The organism is Kitasatospora sp. NPDC085879 (genome assembly GCF_040686255.1).
Taxonomy (GTDB): domain Bacteria; phylum Actinomycetota; class Actinomycetes; order Streptomycetales; family Streptomycetaceae; genus Kitasatospora.
The window spans coordinates 16,185-32,975 of record NZ_JBFBJZ010000050.1 but is presented as its reverse complement, the minus strand read 5'-3'; the positions used below and the strand labels follow the sequence as shown (position 1 = coordinate 32,975).

Below are 16,791 nucleotides of genomic sequence, written 5' to 3'. Positions count from 1 at the left end.
CGTCTACTCCTTGGAGTCCGGGTCTGCGGGGGTTGCCGGTGCGGGGGTTGCCGGTGCCGGGATACCGGCGGGCTCGGCCTCGGGGTCGGGCTCGCCGGACGGGGTGTCCGGTTCGTCGAGGGCCGGGGCGTCGTCCTGGAGCTCGACGGCGAACTCGGCCAGTTCCTCGGCCGTCCTGGCGGACTCGCTGCGGGCGAGGCCCGCCAACTCGACCAGGGTGGTGCCGTCCGGGGAGGTGGTGGCGCGGACCCAGATCCGGCGGCGCTGCACGAACAGCGAGCCGATCAGGCCGAGGATGGCGCAGATCGCGCCGGCCAGCGCGACCGCGTTGCCGGGGCGGTGGGAGACGTTGAAGCTGGCCCACTGCTTGTAGCCGTCGAAGGTGACGGTGCCGTAGCCGTCCGGCAGCTCCCAGCCCTGGCCCGGCTTGAGCCGGACGCGGGCGATGTCGCCGTCCTGCTTCAGCTGGGACATGTGGGTGGTGTCGAGCTGGTAGACGTTCTGCGGCAGGCCGGAGTCGGTGCCCAGGTCGCCCGCGAAGGCGGTGAGCACCAGCATCGGCTCGGCGGCGTCCGGGAAGAGCGAGATCGGGCCGGTCTTGTCGAAGTTCACCGGCGCGGTCGGCAGGAAGTAGCCGTTGAAGCCGAGGTCGACGTCCTTGCCGTCCTTGGCACCGTAGTCGCTGACCTTGATCACACCGGTGGAGGTGAGGTTGCTGTCCTGCGGCAGGAACGGCGTCGGGCCGGTGTAGACGACCTCGCCCTTGGCGTTCCGCACGGTGACCACCGGGGCGTAGCCGTGGCCGATCAGGAAGACCTTGGAGCTGCCGATCTCCAGCGGGTGGTTGACCTCGATGTCGCCCTTGGTCAGCTTCTCGGAGTCGGTGCCCGTCCAGTAGCGGATGTGCGCGGTGAACTGACGGGCGCTGCCGATCTGCTCGCCGGAGGTCTGGTACCGGGCGGTGAAGCCGTCCAGCTTGAAGCCGAAGGCGTCCAGGTCGGCGACGGTGTAGAAGGCGGAGCCGGTGAAGTCGTCGTACTGGGTGGTGGTGTTGGCGAAGCCCTGGCCCTCGATCATCAGCTTGCCGCCCTGGCCGCTGCCCAGGCTGGCCCAGGCGAAGCCGGCCAGCAGGGCGAAGAGCGAGAAGTGGAAGAGCAGGTTGCCGACCTCGCGCAGGTAGCCCTTCTCCGCGGCGACCGCGCCGCCGGAGAGGTTCGCCCGGAAGCGGCGCCGGCGCAGCAGCCGGTGGGCGGCGGCGTTGACCGCCTCCGGGTCGGCCGAGGTGCGCCAGGCCGCGTAGACCGGCATCCGGGTCAGGTTGCGCGGGGCGGCCGGCGGCTGGGCGCGCAGCACGCCGACGAACTGCCAGGTGCGCGGGACGATGCAGCCGGCCAGTGAGACGAACAGCAGGATGTAGATCGCCGAGAACCAGACCGAGCTGTAGACGTCGAACAGCTGGAGCTTCTCGTAGAGCGGGGTGACGCCTCGGTGGGCGGCCTTCCAGGTCTGCACCTTGAAGGCGTTCTGGCTGTTCTGCGGGATCAGCGAGCCGGGGATCGCCGCCAGCGAGAGCAGGAAGAGCAGGATCAGCGCGACCCGCATCGAGGTCAGCTGGCGCCACGTCCAGCGGAACCAGCCGAGGACGCCGATGCCGACCGGGGCCTCCGCCTCCTCGGGGGCGGTGCTGAGCCGCTCGACGTCGGGCTCGCCGCCGTCGGTGGTCACGGTCCTGGTGTCGCTCACGGTCAGATTCCGATCGTGGTGTCGCCGCTGAGTTGCCGCATGTGGTCGATCAGGACGTCCCACACGCCGGTGACCAGGAGCAGGCCGACCACGACGAGCATGCCGCCGCCGATCCGCATCACCCACTGGTAGTGCTGCTTGACCCAGCCGAACGCGCCGAGCGCCTTGCGGAAGGCGAGCGCGGCAAGGATGAACGGTACGCCGAGTCCGGCGCAGTACACCGTCATCAGCAGCGCGCCGCGCCCGGCACTGGCCTGGGCCGCCGAGAGGTTGAGGATCGAGGAGAGCGTCGGGCCGATGCACGGCGTCCAGCCCACGCCGAAGACCAGGCCCAGCAGCGGGGCGCCGGCCAGGCCGATCGCGGGGCGGCGGTGGGTGCGCACCTCGCGGTTGGTGAAGCCGGGCAGCAGCCCCATGAAGGCGAGGCCCATCAGGACGGTGAGCGCGCCCAGCACGATGTTGATGGTGCGCTGGTACTGCTGGAGGGTGTTGCCGAAGAAGCCGAAGAGCGCGCCGGTGGAGACGAAGACCGCGGTGAAGCCGAGGACGAACAGCAGCGCGCCGAGCAGCATGCGCCCGCGGCGCGCCCCCGTGGCGTCGGCGAGGTCGACGGCGGAGAAGCCGGTGACGTAGCTGAGGTAGCCGGGGACGAGCGGCAGCACGCACGGGGAGAAGAAGGAGAGCAGCCCGGCGGCGAGGGCGATCGGCAGGGCGAGGACGAGTGCTCCGCTGAAGACCGTCTCGTTGGTGCCGAAGGCCGCGAGCGTGCTCACTGCTGCTCCGCGAGGACCGGCGTGATCATCTTCTCGAGGTCCTCGGTGGAGAGTGCGCGCATCGCGCGGGCGGCGAGCCGACCCTCGCGGTCGACCACGATGGTGGTCGGGATGGACTGCGGGTTGAGGCTGCCCTTGGGGAAGCGCAGGATCTCGGTGCCGTCCGGGTCGTACAGGCTCGGGTAGGTGATGCCGGTCTGCTGCTCGAAGCGGACGGCGTTGGCGGGGTTCACGTCCCTGGTGTTGATGCCGAGGAACTGGACGCCCTTGTCCTGGTACTTCTGGGAGACCTCCTGGAGGTTCTTGCCCTCGGCGCGGCACGGGCCGCACCAGGAGCCCCAGATGTTGAGGACGACGATCTTGCCCTTGAAGTCGGCGAGCGCCGTCGGCTTGCCGTCGAGGGTCTTGCCGGAGATCGCGGGCGCGGCCGTCCGCGCGGCGGGGGCGGCGGTGGCGATGCCGGCGGCGCCGGTGACGAAGCCGGCCTGGCCCTCGCTGCCGGACGAGCCGGAGCTGCAGGCGGTCAGTGCGAGCGCGGCGGCGGCACCGAGCGTGGCGGCCAGGCGGGTGCGGCGGCGGGTCGTCCCAGACATGTGAAAAGTTTCGCATGGGACTTGGGGCAGGTTTGAGGGGGTCCGACGTTACGGGCCGAACCCCCTCTGACCTGCTGTTTCTACACTTATGATCCGCTTATTCGGGGCATTTCACCGCTGTGGCGGCGGTCACCTCCGGGGCGGCCCCGCGGCCCCGCCGGAGAACCGCGCGGGGCCCGTCGGCGTCAGGCGCCGAAGCTCTTGCCGACCGGCTTGGACTTGCCGCCCTTGCCCACCAGGTGGGCCGGCAGCAGGTCCCGGGCCGGCTCGCGGTAGCCGATCGACACGATCCGGTCGCCCTCGTAGGTGAAGCTGGTCAGCGAGGCCAGCGAGCACTGCCGGTTGCGCGGGTCGTGCCACAGCCGCCGGCGCTCGGCGAACGAGCGGACGATCCAGATCGGCAGCTGGTGGCTGACGCAGACCGCCTCGTGGCCGCGCGCGGCGTCCCGGGCCGCGGCGAGCGCGCCCATCATCCGCACGACCTGCTCGATGTACGGCTCGCCCCAGGACGGCTTGAACGGGTTGGTCAGGTACTTCCAGTACCCCGGGTTCCTCAGCGAGCCGTCGCCGACGCCGAAGGTCTTGCCCTGGAAGATGTTGTCCGCCTCGATCAGCCGCTCGTCGACGGCCACCTCCAGGCCGTGGGCCTTGCCGATCGGCTCGGCGGTCTCCTGGGCGCGCTCCAGCGGCGAGGCCACCACGTGCGTGATGTCCCGGTCCGCGAGGTGCTCGGCGACCCGGTCGGCCATCTGCCGACCGAGCTCGGAGAGGTGGTAGCCGGGGAGGCGCCCGTAGAGGATGCCCTCCGGGTTGTGCACCTCGCCGTGGCGCATCAGGTGGACGACGGTGGTCTCGCTCACGCGGCCTCCTCGGTGGCTTCGGCGGCGGCGCGGGCGGCCGCGGGCAGGGCGGCGGCGATCCGGTCGATCGCCCGCTCGTCGTGGGCCGACGAGACGAACCAGGACTCGAAGGCCGAGGGCGGCAGGTAGACGCCCTGGGACAGCATCGAGTGGAAGAAGGAGTTGAAGCGGAACGCCTGCTGGCGGCGGGCCTCGTCGTAGTCGGTGACCTGCTCCTCGGTGAAGAACACCGAGAACATGTTCCCGGCCTTCTGCAGCCGGTGCGCCACGCCCTCCTTGGCGAGCGCCTCGGCGACCAGGCCGGAGACCTGCTCGGCGACCCGGTCGACGGTGGCGTACACCTCGTCGGTGCAGTTGCGCAGCTGGGCGAGGCCGGCCGCGGTGGCGATCGGGTTCCCGGAGAGCGTGCCCGCCTGGTAGACCGGGCCGGCCGGCGCGAGGTGGGCCATCACGTCGGCGCGGCCGCCGAAGGCCGCGGCCGGGAAGCCGCCGCCCATGACCTTGCCGAAGGTGAGGAGGTCCGGGGCCCAGCCCTCGCGGGCGGCCTCCAGGCCGTACCAGCCGGCCTTGGAGACGCGGAAGCCGGTCATCACCTCGTCGGAGACGAACAGCGCGCCGTCGGCCCTGCAGAGCTCGGCGAGGCCCCGGTTGAAGCCGGGCAGCGGCGGGACGACGCCCATGTTGCCGGGCGAGGCCTCGGTGATCACGCAGGCGATCTCGCCCGGGTGCGCGGCGAAGGCCTGCCGGACGGCCTCCAGGTCGTTGTACGGCAGCACGATGGTGTCGCCGGCCTGGGCGCCGGTGACGCCGGGGGTGTCCGGCAGGGCGAAGGTCGCCACACCGGAGCCGGCCGCGGCCAGCAGCGCGTCCACGTGGCCGTGGTAGCAGCCGGCGAACTTCACGATCTTCGCGCGGCCGGTGAAGCCGCGGGCCAGCCGGATCGCCGACATGGTGGCCTCGGTACCGCTGGAGACCAGGCGGACCTGCTCGACCGGTGCCACCCGGGCGGTGATCTCCTCGGCCAGCTCGACCTCGCCCTCGCCGGGGGTGCCGAAGGAGGTGCCGCGGACGACCGCCCGCTGCACCGCCTCGATCACCGCCGGGTGCGCGTGGCCGAGGATCATCGGCCCCCACGAGCAGACCAGGTCGACGTACTCCCGGCCGTCGGCGTCGGTCAGGTAGGGGCCGATGCCGGACACCATGAAGCGGGGGGTACCGCCGACCGCACGGAAGGCACGGACTGGCGAGTTCACGCCACCCGGGGTGACGACGGAGGCGCGCTCGAACAGCGACCGGGACTGCGGAGCCTCGTACGGATAGCTCGGGGGACTGGTCCGCGGGTCGCCGTCGGACCTGCTCTCGGGGTTGCTCACGGGGTTGGTCACCTGAACATGCTCTCAAATCGTGTCCTTGCACTCTGCATGCCCGGCCCGATCATCTGGAACGATGATCCGTGTGCTGCTGCCTCTGCAAGGGGTTCGGACTGTACGGTTGTCCGTGCGACCGTCGCGAAGGAGTCCGGCCGGTGGGCCGGAGGTCCTGGGCACAGCGGGGCGCACGCCCCGGATCGGGGCGACGGACGCCGGGGGGCGACCGTTCGAACCGGCCGGCCGACCGCGGCGACGCGGTCACGGGGCGCTGCGGCTCGCAGTGTGTACGGCGGCACAAGACGGGTAAGTGGCACGTTCGGAGGGACACCGGGCGTGTGGGGGTCTGTCGATTCCGGCGAATTCCGGTGAGGATGGTCCGAGTGTCCGAGGCGCAGGACGGCTTCGAGGAGGCCACGGGTGCCCCCCGTCCCTCCGCGGAGGCCGCGCACGGCGGGGGTACGGGTACAGGCGGCAGGGGAAGGCGGGGCGAGGGACGCGTGGGAGTCACCTACAAGTACTTCGGCGCACCCGACCGGGCCACCGCGGCGAGAGTCCCGACCGCCCTCGGGCCCGGCGGGCTCGGCCTCGACGCCGGCGAGCTGGGCTCGCTCGGCCGGCTCGGCGACCTGATGGAGACCAGTGGCTCGCTCAACGGCCACCTCTCCACCAAGATCAAACCCGAGACCATGAGCGCGATGGTGCTCACCGGCATCCAGGGCGTCCCGCTGCACCAGGTACCGCCGCTGGAGCTGGTCGTCCTGCACCCCGACTACGCCGTCGTGCAGCTGCCGCACAACGTGGTCGAGCCGCTGCGCAAGGCCGACGAGACGCAGCTCGGCGCCGCCGCCTTCATCTGGTCGACCGTGCCGGACCGGCGCGGCCCGCGCGACGCCTTCGTGATCTACCAGATGCTGCACGAGTGGCAGGACTTCGCCAATCGCCTGCACGACGCCGGCCACCAGCTGTACTGCCTCGTCTGGCCCTGAGCCAGGGCATGTGACAGGGGCGTGCGGTGGCGCCCTCCCGTCCGGGAGGCACCACCGCACGCCCCTTTCGTGCTGCCGTCAGGCCTGCCCGCCCTGGGCGGCGGCGAAGGCGGCCAGGGCCTCGGCGAGCAGGGACTCGGCGGCGGTGCGGTCGACCCCGAGGCCGGAGAGCGGGCCGGTGCCGTCCTCCAACTCCAGGAGGGCGAAGAGGATGTGTTCGGTGCCGATGTAGTTGTGGCCCATCCGGAGCGCCTGGCGGAAGGTCAGCTCCAGGGCCTTGCGGGCCCGGGCGTCGTACGGGATCAGCTCGGGCAGCTCGTCCGCGGCCGCGGGCAGCACCGCCTCGGCCGCCTCGCGGACCGCCTCCGGGGCGATCTGCTGGGCCTCGAGCACCTGGACGGCGAGGCCCTCGGGCTCCGCGAGCAGCCCGAGCACCAGGTGCGCGGGGGTGATCTCGGCGTTGCCGGCGGCGCGGGCCTCGTTCTGGGCGGCCATCACCACGTTCCGGGCCCGCGGGGTGAAGCGGCCGAAGCCCTGGCTGGGGTCGAGGTCCGAGGCCTCGCCCGGGCCCTTGGGCACGAAGCGCTTCTGCGCGGCCTGCCGGGTGACCCCCATGCTCTTGCCGATGTCCGTCCAGGAGGCGCCGGAGCGCCGGGCCTGGTCCACGAAGTGGCCGATCAGGTGGTCCGCCACCTCGCCGAGGTGCTCCGCGGCGAGGACGGCGTCGGCGAGCTGCTCGAGCGCGTCGCTGTGAACCTTCTTGATGGTCTCGATCAGGTCGTCGAGACGGACGGGATGCGTCATCTGGACTGGATTCGCCATGTGTCAACCGTAGGTTGACACCGCGGCACTGTCAACCGTCGGTTGACAGTGCGATCGCCGCTCCTCCACCAGCCGGACGCGGGCTGACACCGCGCCGGTGGGCAGGCGGGGTGCCTGCCCACCGGCGCGGGCCGGTCAGGGGAGGTAGGAGATGCCGAGCTTGTCGAGCTGCCAGAGCTGGTCGGCGGTACCGGCGTCCTGGGCGAGGGCGAGGGTGCGGTTGCCCTGGGCGTCGAGGGTGGTGGTGAGGGTGGCGACCTCGGTGCGGTCCTGGGAGTCGGCGATCCGGTAGCGGCCGTCCTCGGTCGGCAGCAGCAGCCAGTGCTGGTTGCCGCCGCCGTGGCAGTGCCACTGGACGAGCGGGGTGCCGGGGGCGGTGGATCCGCCGGTGGCGTCCAGGCACATGGCGCGGTTGGCGGTGGAGGCGAGTTCGAAGGTGCCGCTGGCGGCCGCCCTCAGCAGGAAGGACTGGTTGAGCCCGCCGGTCGGCCGGTAGGTGATGGCGGCGCGGCCGTCGGTGGCGTCGCCGTACGTGCCGCCGCCCGCGATGTCGAGGGGCCGGCCGGTGGCCGCGTTGGTGAGCCGGTACCAGGAGCCGTCCTCGGGGGCGTCGGGGAAGGGCCGGCCGGCGGTGAGCGGGGCGATCGAGGTGGTGTTGGTCCGGTCGAGGGTGCAGTAGGCCTGGTCGAGCGCGGGCCGGCGGTAGAACTGGGCGAGGCAGCCGGCCTCACCGCGGTAGCCGGCCACCCGCAGGTGGTACGACTGCCGGACCATGTTCATGCACACCCCGGGGATGCCGATCTCCTGGTCGCAGCCGTTTCGGGTGCGCTCCGAGACGTCGATGACGTCGCCGTTGGTGTACTCGTACGGCGAGCTCGTCCAGCTCGCGCACACCTCGTGGCCGTAGCTGACCCGCCGCTGGTCGAGGTACCGCACGCCGGGCACCCGGCCCGCCGCCTCGCGCAGTGCGTCGCTGAACGTCGGGACGACCAGGTTGTGGCCCCAGGCGAGGTCCTCGGGGAAGGCCGGGCAGGCTCGGAGAAATATGAGCCCGGCTCACATGTTAGGAACTGACACTCCGTCCAACAAGGCTCGGCGCACGACGAACGGGCCGCCGCCCGCGCCCCAGGAGGAAGGGGCGTGAGCGGCGGCCCGTTGCGTGCGGACTCGGCCGGTGACCGGCCGTCAGGCGCTGCGGCCTGGTCAGCCGACGTTGGCGCAGGAGTTGCCGAACGCCGGGTTCAGCAGGCCGATGACGTCGATCGAGTTGCCGCACAGGTTGACCGGGACGTGCACCGGAACCTGGATGTTGTTGCCCGAGGCGACACCCGGGGAACCGGCCGCGGCGCCCTCGGCGCCGGCGCTCGCCATCGCGGTGCCGGCACCGGCAGCGACGATGCCCACGACGGCGGCGCCGACAGCGGCGGCCTTCTTGACGCTCATATGAGTCTCCTCGTTGATACAGGTCTTCCATGGGCCGCTCGGGTGGACCGCTCGGGCTCCGCACGGAAGGGCACGGGGCGTGCACCGGGCCCAACGACGCCTGCTCGGCGCGGTACCGAACACGCCGGCACATTCACCCGGACGTAGTAGTGAAGGCATTCGGGTGATCGTGGGATCAGCCCGTTTCCCCCGGCGGCCACGGTCGTTCTTCCCTGCGTACCGGCTCGACCGGTCCGGCCCGGGGCTCCCGGTCCGGCCCGGTCCCACCCGCCCGAGCGGGCCGCGGCGTCCGACCGATCCGCGGCGCGCACGGCGCGGGACTCGCGAACAGAAAGAGACTGCACCATGCGCAAGATCGCCTACGGCGTGTTCGGCACCGCGGCCGCAGCCGCCATGCTGTTCGGCGGCGCCGCCGCCGCGTCCGCCTCGGGTGCGGCGGCCGAGGGCGTCGCCACGGGCTCCCCCGGCGTGCTGTCCGGCAACCTGATCCAGGTCCCGGTGCACGTCCCGGTCAACGTCTGCGGCAACACCGTGAACGTGATCGGCCTGCTGAACCCGGCGTTCGGCAACGCCTGCGCCAACATCTGACCCCGGGCCGCCGACCGGGCGGCCGCGCCGGCCCGCGGGCCGGTCCGCAGGACTCCCAGGAGGGGCCTTTGGGCGCCTTCTGGCAGCGCCTCGGTGCACCAATTCCCGGCCGTGCGGGAATCGGTGGCGGCGCGCACGACATAGAGCGGCCGACGGCTCGCCCAAGCCACGGGCGACACACGCCAGTTGAGCCGCGGGAGTGACAATCACGGAGCACCCAGGAAATGTCGGGCGATGATACCGATTCGCCCGGCGCCCGGTCTCCACAAGGAAATCCGGGCACGAACCTAAGGAACGAAACCCCATGCGCACGTTCAAGAAGGCCACCGTCCTCACCATCGCCGCCGCCGGCCTGTTCGCCTCCGGCGCCGGTGTCGCCGCCGCCAGCTCGGGCGCCGAGGGCGTCGCCGCCGGCTCCCCCGGCGTGCTGTCCGGCAACCTGGTCCAGGTCCCGGTGCACGTCCCGGTCAACCTGTGCGGCAACACCGTCAACGTGATCGGCGCCCTGAACCCGGCGTTCGGCAACTCCTGCGCCAACGCCGGCTGAAAAGCCGTCGACTGACGTCGTGTCCGCGCCGCGCCCGGTCCCGCCGGGCGCGGCGCACCCTCCCCGTGTGTGATTAGGAGATCGACTCCCATGCAGAACGTGAAGAAGGCCGCCGTTCTCACCGCCGCCGCCGGCATCGTGCTCGGTGGTGCCGGCGCCGCCAGCGCCAGCTCCGGCGCCGAGGGCGTCGCATCGGGCTCGCCCGGCGTGCTGTCCGGCAACCTGCTCCAGGTGCCGGTGCACGTCCCGGTGAACGTCTGCGGCAACTCGGTCAACGTGGTCGGCCTGCTGAACCCCGCGTTCGGCAACACCTGCGCCAACGTGGACGCGCCGCCGCAGGTCGAGGAGGAGGACTGCTGATCACCGCGATCGGCACGACTCGTGCGTCTGCCCCCCGGCCGCCGGCCGGGGGGCAGTTCGCGTCGGCGCCGCGGCCCGGCCCCGCGAGGGCGTCCGGCCGGCGGCCACCCATCCCACCGACGAGAAGGATTCCTCCATGGTGCTGAAGACGGCCCGAACGGGCCTGCTGGCCGCGCTCGGCGCGGCCGCCGCCGTGGGCGCGGCGGCCGGCCCGGCCTCCGCCGCCGAGCAGACCGCCCCGGCCGGGCTGCCCCGGCCGGCCGCGCAGTTGCAGTCCCCCGACACCGGGCAGGTGGTCGGCGGCACGACCGGTGCGCTCGGCTACGCGGTGGCCCCGGTGAAGAACCTGCGGCTCGACCCGTGGGCGCAGTCCTCGGCCGACGTGCTGAACAACGGCGTCGCCGTTCAGCCCGACAACGGGGTGCCGACGGTCGGCACCGCGCCGCTGACCTCGCCGCTCAGCGCGGGCGGCGGCCCGCAGAGCCTGCCGGTGGTCGGCCCGACGCTCGGCCTGCTGCCCGGCTGAGCCGCCCCGGAGGCGCCTGCGCACGCCACGGAGCCCGGCGCCCTCGGGGGGTGCCGGGCTCCCGCCGTTCGGGCCGCGGGTCAGAACGCGGGCTGAGCCAGGACGTCGGAGGAGAGCGCACCGGTGGCGGCCGCCGTCAGGTTGCCGGCCGTGTCGGTGACCGAGACCCGCTGGTCGTCGCCGCCGAGCGAGGCCTTGGCGCCGGGCACGGCCTGCACCGGCGCGGTCACCAGCCGCGGGTCCAGCTCGCCGAAGGAGAGCGCGCCGTCGGCGAACTCCCCGCTGTGGTCGGTGGCGTAGCGCAGCGGCTGGCCGAGTTCCAGGGCGGGGCCGGCCGTCCGGATCGGGGCGGCGGGCACGTTGAGGACGGCCTGGCCGAGCTCGGTGCTCCGGTCGGCGGCGGGCAGCGGCACCACGGCGTCCACGGCCGGGCCGACCCGGCCGATGTTGACCGCGGGGACGATCCGGTCCGGGAGGAGCTGGGCGCCCGGGTGCTCCTCGGGCACCGGCGGCTCCAGCGGCGAGGCGGGCAGCCCGCCGGAGAGCGTTCCGGTCTGGGTGAGCAGCGGCAGCGGGACGTTGAACGGCACCTCCTGGCCCGCCAGGCCGTTCTCGACGGCCGCCACCTCGCCGGGGGTCATCGGGCGGGCCTCGGCCGCGCCCTGCGCGGAGACGACGCCGGCACCGACCGCGAGCAGCAGGGCGCCGGTGGCCCGCTTGGAAAGCTTCATGCAATTCACCGTTCTGTCCGAGTGCGTTCTACCGGAGCGGTTCCGAGGGGAGAGCCCTGCGGAAAAGCAATCTGCGCAACGACCGACCACGGGCGGGATTGCGTCGATTAACCGGTACGGGCTAATAATCGGACTGGAATACCACCGACCTGATGATCAATCAGACGCCTGCGAAGAATCTGCGTAACTTTCCCTGCCGTCATTCTTTGAACCGGATGTCGCAGCTCGACGGCGACGCGACCGGAATCCACAGACACCGGGCACGGCCGCCGGGCCGCCGCACCCGAGCATTTCAGAGAGGTATCTCCCATGCTGAAGAAGACCTTCGCGGGCCTGGGCCTGGCGGCCGCCGCCCTGGCCACCGCCGCGGCTCCGGCCGGCGCGATCGGCAACGCGGACGGCTCCGCCGGCTCGATCCAGGGCAACGGCGGCACCAACGCCACCGGCACCTGGGGCAACCACAGCCCCAACTTCCACTTCGCCGACAACCCGAACGTCTGCCTCCCCGAGATCCACAACATCGGTGTGGCCGTGCTCGGCGTGGCGGTTCCGGTCGAGGTCGACGCGCTCAACAACCAGCCCAAGCAGACCTGCGTGGTCGGCGAGGGCACCCTCGGCAGCGGCGACGGCGGCGTTTCCCACCTGGTCGGCTGACGCACACCCGCCGCACTCTCGGGGCCCCCGCCCCGATCCCGTACCACCCGGTGCGGCCGCTCCCCCGGCCGCACCGGCGCAGAAACGCCCGGCGTGAGCCACCCGCCGGGGCGAGGCTCCATCCCATTCAGAAGATCCCACGAAGGAACGCAGAGATGATCAAGAAGGCTCTCGCCGCCGCCGGCGTCGCCGCCGCCGGTGTCGCCATGGCCGCCGCTCCCGCGATGGCGATCGGCGACGCCGACGGTGCCGCCACCTCCATCCAGGGCAACGGCGGCACCAACGCCACCGGAACGACCGGTGACCACAGCCCGAACTACCACACCCTGGACAACCCGAACCTCTGCCTGCCCGAGGTCCACAACATCGCGGTCGGCGCGGTCGTCGGCCTCGCCGTGCCGATCGAGGTCCCGGTCCTCAACAACCAGCCGCAGCAGACCTGCGTGGTGGGCCAGAACACCGTGGGCAGCGGCGACGGCGGCGTCTCCCACCTGATCGGCTGATCCTGCCGGTCCGATCCGCCGCCGGGCTCGGGGGAGTCGCTCCTCCGGGTCCGGCGGTTGCCGTTCCCCCGGCCGGGTGTCCGCCGGCCGGGCCGCGGTCACCCCTCCCCCGCCGTCCGCCGGGTCCGTTCCGCACAGCGGTCCCCACGGAGGGCGTTCGGGTGACGGTGCGTCATGCCGGGTGCGTGGTTGCCGGGCCGGGGCGGCTTGTTGTGATCAGTCGAGTCCGCATCACCGTCGTAGAGAGGACCCCTCCATCATGAAGACCGTGCTCGGCAAGGCCCTGCTGACCGCTGTCGGCACACTGGCCGTGGCCGGCGTCGCGGCGCCCGCCCAGGCGCACGTGGACGCGGGCGGCGGCGCCGGCCTGGTCGCCACCGCCGACGACCCGTTCGTCGCGGGCGAGGGCCACGGCTGGGCCGAGACCAGCAACATCTCCGTGATCGGCCAGGATTGGGGCTGGGCCACCAGCACGTCCATCGGTGGCGGCGCCGATGGCGAGGCGCACATCGGCTGACCGGCCGCAGACGCACCGGAGGCCGGGCCGCGGGTTGACCCCGCGGCCCGGCCTCCCGGCGTTGCTACGCCAGCATCCGGGCGGCCTCGACGGCCCAGTAGGTGAGGATCTGCTCGGCGCCGGCCCGGCGGATCGAGGTGAGCGTCTCCAGGATGATCCGCTCGCGGTCCACCCAGCCGTTGGCGGCGGCGGCCTCGATCATCGAGTACTCGCCGGAGACCTGGTACGCGGCGACCGGCACCGGGGAGGCGTCGGCGATCTGCCGCAGCACGTCCAGGTAGGCCATGGCGGGCTTCACCATGACGAGGTCGGCGCCCTCGGCGACGTCCTGCTCCAGCTCGCGCAGCGACTCGCGGGCGTTGGCCGGGTCCTGCTGGTAGGTCTTGCGGTCGCCCTTGAGCGAGGAGCCGACCGCCTCGCGGAACGGCCCGAAGAAGGCGGAGGCGTACTTGGCGGTGTAGGCGAGGATGCCGGTGTCCTGGTGGCCGGCCTCGTCCAGGGCCCGCCGGACCACGCCGATCTGACCGTCCATCATGCCGGAGGGGCCGACCAGGTGGACGCCGGCGTCGGCCTGCACCACGGCCATCTCGGCGTAGCGCTCCAGGGTGGCGTCGTTGTCGACGGAGCCGTCCTCGGCGAGGACGCCGCAATGGCCGTGGTCGGTGTACTCGTCCAGGCAGAGGTCGGACATGACGACGAGCCGGTCGCCGACCTCGGCGACCACGTCGCGGATCGCCTGCTGCAGGATGCCGTCCGGGTTGGTGCCCTCGCTGCCGACGGCGTCCTGCACCTCGGGGACGCCGAACAGCATGATGCCGCCGATGCCGGCCTCGGCGGCCTCCACCGCGGCCCGGCGCAGGGTGTCCCGGGTGTGCTGGACGATGCCGGGCATCGAGGTGATCGGCATCGGCTCGGTGATGCCCTCGCGGACGAAGGCCGGCAGGATCAGCTCGGCCGGGTGCAGGCGGGTCTCGGCGACCAGCCGGCGCATCGCCGGGGTCGAGCGGAGGCGGCGCGGGCGTACGGTCGGGAATTCGGCGGACAACTGCTGCTTCTCTCTCCGGTACGACACGGAGCCGCCGGGGAGGCTCGGTACCTCCCCGGCGGCGGGGTTCAGCGGGCGGCCTTGCGGCGCGACCCGGGGCGGCGCTCGCTCGGCCGGTAGACCGGCTCGCCGGCGGCGACCGCGGTGTCCCGGCGCCGGGCGCCGAATTCGGCGAGGGCCTGGGCCAGTGCGGCGGCGGACGGCGCGGGCGCCATCACGTCGACCCGCAGGCCGTGCTCCTCCGCCGTCTTGGCGGTGGCCGGGCCGATACAGGCGATGACGGTCACGTTGTGCGGCTTGCCGGCGATGCCGACCAGGTTCCGCACGGTGGACGACGAGGTGAAGAGCACCGCGTCGAACCCGCCGCCCTTGATCGCCTCGCGGGTCTCGGCCGGCGGCGGCGAGGCGCGCACGGTACGGTACGCCGTCACGTCGTCGACCTCCCAGCCGAGCTCGACCAGGCCGGCGACGAGCGTCTCGGTGGCGATGTCGGCGCGCGGCAGCAGCACCCGGTCGATCGGGTCGAAGACCGGGTCGTACGGCGGCCAGTCCTCCAGCAGCCCGGCGGCGGACTGCTCGCCGGAGGGCACCAGGTCGGGCTTCACACCGAAGTCGACCAGCGCCTGGGCGGTCGTCTCGCCGACCGCGGCGACCTTGATGCCGGCGAACGCGCGGGCGTCCAGGCCGTACTCCTCGAACTTCTCCCGGACGGCCTTCACGGCGTTGACCGAGGTGAACGCGATCCACTCGTAGCGGCCGGTCACCAGGCCCTTGATGGCGCGCTCCATCTGCTGCGGGGTGCGCGGGGGCTCCACCGCGATGGTCGGCACCTCCTGCGGGACGGCGCCGTAGCCGCGCAGCTGGTCGGAGAGGCCGTGCGCCTGCTCCTTCGTCCGCGGGACGAGGACGTTCCAGCCGAACAGCGGCTTGGTCTCGAACCAGGAGTGCGAGGCGCGGTGGGCGACCTGCTCGCCCACCACGGCTATCACCGGGGTGGCCGGGTCGACCGGGGCCGACACCGGGGAGGGCAGCACCCGGGCCGCCTTCAGGTCGGCGGCGATGCCGGCCAGCGTGGAGGTGAAGGTGCGCTGGCGGGTGGTGGTGCCCGACAGGGTGGCGGAGAGCGCCGCCTCCGGCTTGCGGCCGTTGGCGACCAGCGCGTTGGCGGTGGCCGGCAGCTGGCCGAGGGTGGTGCGGACGACCAGGGTGGTCTCCAGCGCGCCGAGGTCGACGCCGACGCCGCCGAGCAGCGCGGCGGCGTCCACGAAGCGCACGTCGGCACCCTGGCTGCTGCGCAGCGGCACACCCGCGTAGGCCGGCACGCCGACCGACTGGGCGACACCGGGGATCACCTCGAAGGCGATCTCCGCGCCGGCGCAGCCGAGCATCTCCTCGGCGGCGCAGCCGTCGAGGCCCGGGTCGCCGTCGACGGTGCGCACCACGTGCTTGCCCGCCCGGACGGCGTCCGCGACGAGCCTGGCGACGTCGAGGCCGGCCTCCTCGGCGGGGTTGTGCACCTGGACGCCGGCCGGGCAGTGCGCGCGGACGGCGGCGGCGGTGAGCGGGTCGGCGATCAGGACGTCGGCGGAGGCCAGCACGTCGACCGCGCGGAGGGTGAGCAGACCGGGGTCGCCCGGGCCGGCTCCCAGGAAGGTGCAGCGGCCGGCCGGCTGGGCCGGGCCGTTGGACGGGCTGGTGGCGGCGGTGGGGCTCATCGGTTTCGCTCCCCCATCAGGCCGGCCGCCCCCTGGTCGAGCAGCCGGGCAGCGAGCGCGCGGCCGAGGGCCGCCGCCTGCTCCTCGGCCGTCTCGTCCAGGACGAGCGGGCCGGTGGCGGTCATTCTCAGCAGGGTGGCGCCGTCGGTGGTGCCGACCACGCCCTCCAACTGCAGTTCGGTGCCGGCCCAGACGGCCAGCGCGGCGACGGGCGCCGAGCAGCCCGCCTCGAGGGCGGCCAGCAGGGCGCGTTCGGCGACGACCGCGGCCCGGGTGGGCGTGTGGTCGAGCGCGGCGAGCTGTGCGGCGAGGCCGGCGTCCACGCACTCCACGGCGAGGGCGCCCTGGCCGGGGGCCGGGACCATCAGCTCGGGGTCGAGGTGCTCGGTGATCTCGGCGGCGCGGCCGAGCCGGTTGAGGCCGGCGGTGGCGAGGAGGACGGCGTCCAGCTCGCCGGAGGCGACGTAGCCGATCCGGGTGTCCACGTTGCCGCGTATCGCGACGGTCTCCAGGGCGGTGCCGCGGGCGGCCGCCCAGGCGTTCAGCTGGGCCATCCGGCGCGGGGAGCCGGTGCCGACGCGGGCGGTGCGGCCGCTGCCGGCGAGCTTCTCGACGAGTTCGCCGAGGGTGAGCCCGTCACGGGCGACCAGGGCGTCGCGGACGTCCTCGCGCTCCGGGACGGCCGCGAGGAGCAGGCCGGCCGGGGCGGCGGTGGGGAGGTCCTTGAGGGAGTGCACGGCGAGGTCGATGCGGCCCTCCAGGAGGGCGTCGCGCAGCGCCGAGACGAACACGCCGGTGCCGCCGATCTGCGCCAGCGCCTCCCGGGAGGTGTCGCCGAAGGTGGTGATCTCGACGAGTTCCACCGGGCGGCCGGTGACCCGGCTCACCTCGCGCGCGACCATGCCGGACTGCGCCATCGCCAGGGCGCTGCGTCGGGTGCCCAGGCGCAGCGGCTGCTCGGGGGCGCCCGGGGGGCTGCTCAGTTGACCATTCATGAGGTGCTCGTCCAGGTCGT

Annotated in this window: 20 protein-coding genes; 8 read left to right on the top strand and 12 right to left on the bottom strand. The window is 73.1% G+C overall.

The genetic code is table 11. The features are described from left to right. Positions 1 to 3: 3 nt before the first annotated feature. The 5 genes from AB0P35_RS30105 to hemL form a co-directional block, all read right to left on the bottom strand. A complete protein-coding gene (locus AB0P35_RS30105; protein ID WP_363516952.1) occupies positions 4 to 1,743 on the bottom strand; it encodes a cytochrome c biogenesis protein ResB in 1,740 nt (579 codons plus the stop codon). A gap of 2 nt (positions 1,744 to 1,745) precedes the next feature. Continuing rightward, on the bottom strand, positions 1,746 to 2,516 hold the full coding sequence (locus tag AB0P35_RS30100) for a cytochrome c biogenesis protein CcdA (RefSeq protein WP_363516949.1): 771 nt from the start codon (positions 2,514 to 2,516) through the stop codon (positions 1,746 to 1,748). Next, positions 2,513 to 3,109, bottom strand: coding sequence for a TlpA disulfide reductase family protein (locus tag AB0P35_RS30095; protein ID WP_363516946.1), 597 nt, complete (start codon positions 3,107 to 3,109; stop codon positions 2,513 to 2,515). Before AB0P35_RS30095 ends, AB0P35_RS30100 begins: the two co-directional genes overlap by 4 nt. 185 nt (positions 3,110 to 3,294) lie before the next feature. Next, positions 3,295 to 3,942: a histidine phosphatase family protein gene (locus AB0P35_RS30090; protein WP_095875596.1), complete on the bottom strand. Its 648-nt coding sequence runs from the start codon at positions 3,940 to 3,942 to the stop codon at positions 3,295 to 3,297. Positions 3,943 to 3,965: 23 nt separating this feature from the next. Then, positions 3,966 to 5,342, bottom strand: coding sequence for a glutamate-1-semialdehyde 2,1-aminomutase (gene hemL, locus AB0P35_RS30085; protein ID WP_363516999.1), 1,377 nt, complete (start codon positions 5,340 to 5,342; stop codon positions 3,966 to 3,968). A 494-nt stretch (positions 5,343 to 5,836) separates the two neighbouring features. Here hemL and AB0P35_RS30080 point away from each other — a divergent pair, with 494 nt between their 5' ends. Further along, the gene (locus tag AB0P35_RS30080) at positions 5,837 to 6,325 is read left to right on the top strand and encodes a hypothetical protein (protein WP_095874334.1); all 489 of its coding nucleotides are present in this window, start codon (positions 5,837 to 5,839) and stop codon (positions 6,323 to 6,325) included. Between the two features lie 78 nt (positions 6,326 to 6,403). On the opposite strand, the gene AB0P35_RS30075 is transcribed toward AB0P35_RS30080, so the two are convergent. From AB0P35_RS30075 to AB0P35_RS30065, 3 genes are all read right to left on the bottom strand, one after another. Beyond that, positions 6,404 to 7,147 (bottom strand): Clp protease N-terminal domain-containing protein, encoded by a 744-nt coding sequence (locus tag AB0P35_RS30075; protein ID WP_363516943.1) that lies wholly within the window; start codon positions 7,145 to 7,147, stop codon positions 6,404 to 6,406. A 135-nt stretch (positions 7,148 to 7,282) separates the two neighbouring features. Continuing rightward, positions 7,283 to 8,083 carry an RICIN domain-containing protein gene (locus AB0P35_RS30070; protein ID WP_363516940.1) on the bottom strand — a complete coding sequence of 267 codons (801 nt, stop codon included), beginning with the start codon at positions 8,081 to 8,083 and terminating at the stop codon, positions 7,283 to 7,285. Between the two features lie 267 nt (positions 8,084 to 8,350). Further along, positions 8,351 to 8,590: a chaplin gene (locus tag AB0P35_RS30065; RefSeq protein ID WP_095874332.1), complete on the bottom strand. Its 240-nt coding sequence runs from the start codon at positions 8,588 to 8,590 to the stop codon at positions 8,351 to 8,353. 345 nt (positions 8,591 to 8,935) lie between these two features. On the opposite strand from AB0P35_RS30065, the gene AB0P35_RS30060 reads away from it, so the two are divergent. From AB0P35_RS30060 to AB0P35_RS30045, 4 genes are all read left to right on the top strand, one after another. Further along, the gene (locus tag AB0P35_RS30060; RefSeq protein WP_363516937.1) at positions 8,936 to 9,178 is read left to right on the top strand and encodes a chaplin; all 243 of its coding nucleotides are present in this window, start codon (positions 8,936 to 8,938) and stop codon (positions 9,176 to 9,178) included. Between the two features lie 304 nt (positions 9,179 to 9,482). Then, on the top strand, positions 9,483 to 9,725 hold the full coding sequence (locus AB0P35_RS30055; protein WP_095874330.1) for a chaplin: 243 nt from the start codon (positions 9,483 to 9,485) through the stop codon (positions 9,723 to 9,725). Between the two features lie 90 nt (positions 9,726 to 9,815). Further along, on the top strand, positions 9,816 to 10,085 hold the full coding sequence (locus AB0P35_RS30050) for a chaplin (RefSeq protein WP_095874329.1): 270 nt from the start codon (positions 9,816 to 9,818) through the stop codon (positions 10,083 to 10,085). A 136-nt stretch (positions 10,086 to 10,221) separates the two neighbouring features. Beyond that, positions 10,222 to 10,611: a hypothetical protein gene (locus AB0P35_RS30045; protein WP_095874328.1), complete on the top strand. Its 390-nt coding sequence runs from the start codon at positions 10,222 to 10,224 to the stop codon at positions 10,609 to 10,611. A gap of 80 nt (positions 10,612 to 10,691) precedes the next feature. Here AB0P35_RS30045 and AB0P35_RS30040 read toward each other — a convergent pair whose 3' ends face one another. Continuing rightward, positions 10,692 to 11,342, bottom strand: a complete 651-nt coding sequence (locus AB0P35_RS30040; protein ID WP_363516932.1) for a hypothetical protein — start codon at positions 11,340 to 11,342, stop codon at positions 10,692 to 10,694. 309 nt (positions 11,343 to 11,651) lie between these two features. On the opposite strand from AB0P35_RS30040, the gene AB0P35_RS30035 reads away from it, so the two are divergent. From AB0P35_RS30035 to AB0P35_RS30025, 3 genes are all read left to right on the top strand, one after another. Then, positions 11,652 to 11,996: a rodlet layer protein gene (locus tag AB0P35_RS30035; RefSeq protein WP_095874326.1), complete on the top strand. Its 345-nt coding sequence runs from the start codon at positions 11,652 to 11,654 to the stop codon at positions 11,994 to 11,996. Positions 11,997 to 12,151: 155 nt separating this feature from the next. Continuing rightward, positions 12,152 to 12,499: a hypothetical protein gene (locus AB0P35_RS30030; protein WP_030267856.1), complete on the top strand. Its 348-nt coding sequence runs from the start codon at positions 12,152 to 12,154 to the stop codon at positions 12,497 to 12,499. Positions 12,500 to 12,758: 259 nt separating this feature from the next. Beyond that, entirely contained in the window at positions 12,759 to 13,016 is a 258-nt protein-coding gene (locus AB0P35_RS30025) for a hypothetical protein (RefSeq protein ID WP_363516928.1), read from the top strand. A gap of 64 nt (positions 13,017 to 13,080) precedes the next feature. Here the strand turns inward: AB0P35_RS30025 and hemB are convergent, their stop codons facing one another. The 3 genes from hemB to hemC form a co-directional block, all read right to left on the bottom strand. After that, entirely contained in the window at positions 13,081 to 14,061 is a 981-nt protein-coding gene (hemB, locus tag AB0P35_RS30020) for a porphobilinogen synthase (RefSeq protein WP_095874324.1), read from the bottom strand. 68 nt (positions 14,062 to 14,129) lie between these two features. Then, positions 14,130 to 15,776: a bifunctional uroporphyrinogen-III C-methyltransferase/uroporphyrinogen-III synthase gene (locus tag AB0P35_RS30015; protein ID WP_363516925.1), complete on the bottom strand. Its 1,647-nt coding sequence runs from the start codon at positions 15,774 to 15,776 to the stop codon at positions 14,130 to 14,132. Beyond that, positions 15,773 to 16,771, bottom strand: a complete 999-nt coding sequence (gene hemC, locus AB0P35_RS30010) for a hydroxymethylbilane synthase (RefSeq protein ID WP_095875593.1) — start codon at positions 16,769 to 16,771, stop codon at positions 15,773 to 15,775. Before hemC ends, AB0P35_RS30015 begins: the two co-directional genes overlap by 4 nt. Positions 16,772 to 16,791 lie beyond the last annotated feature (20 nt).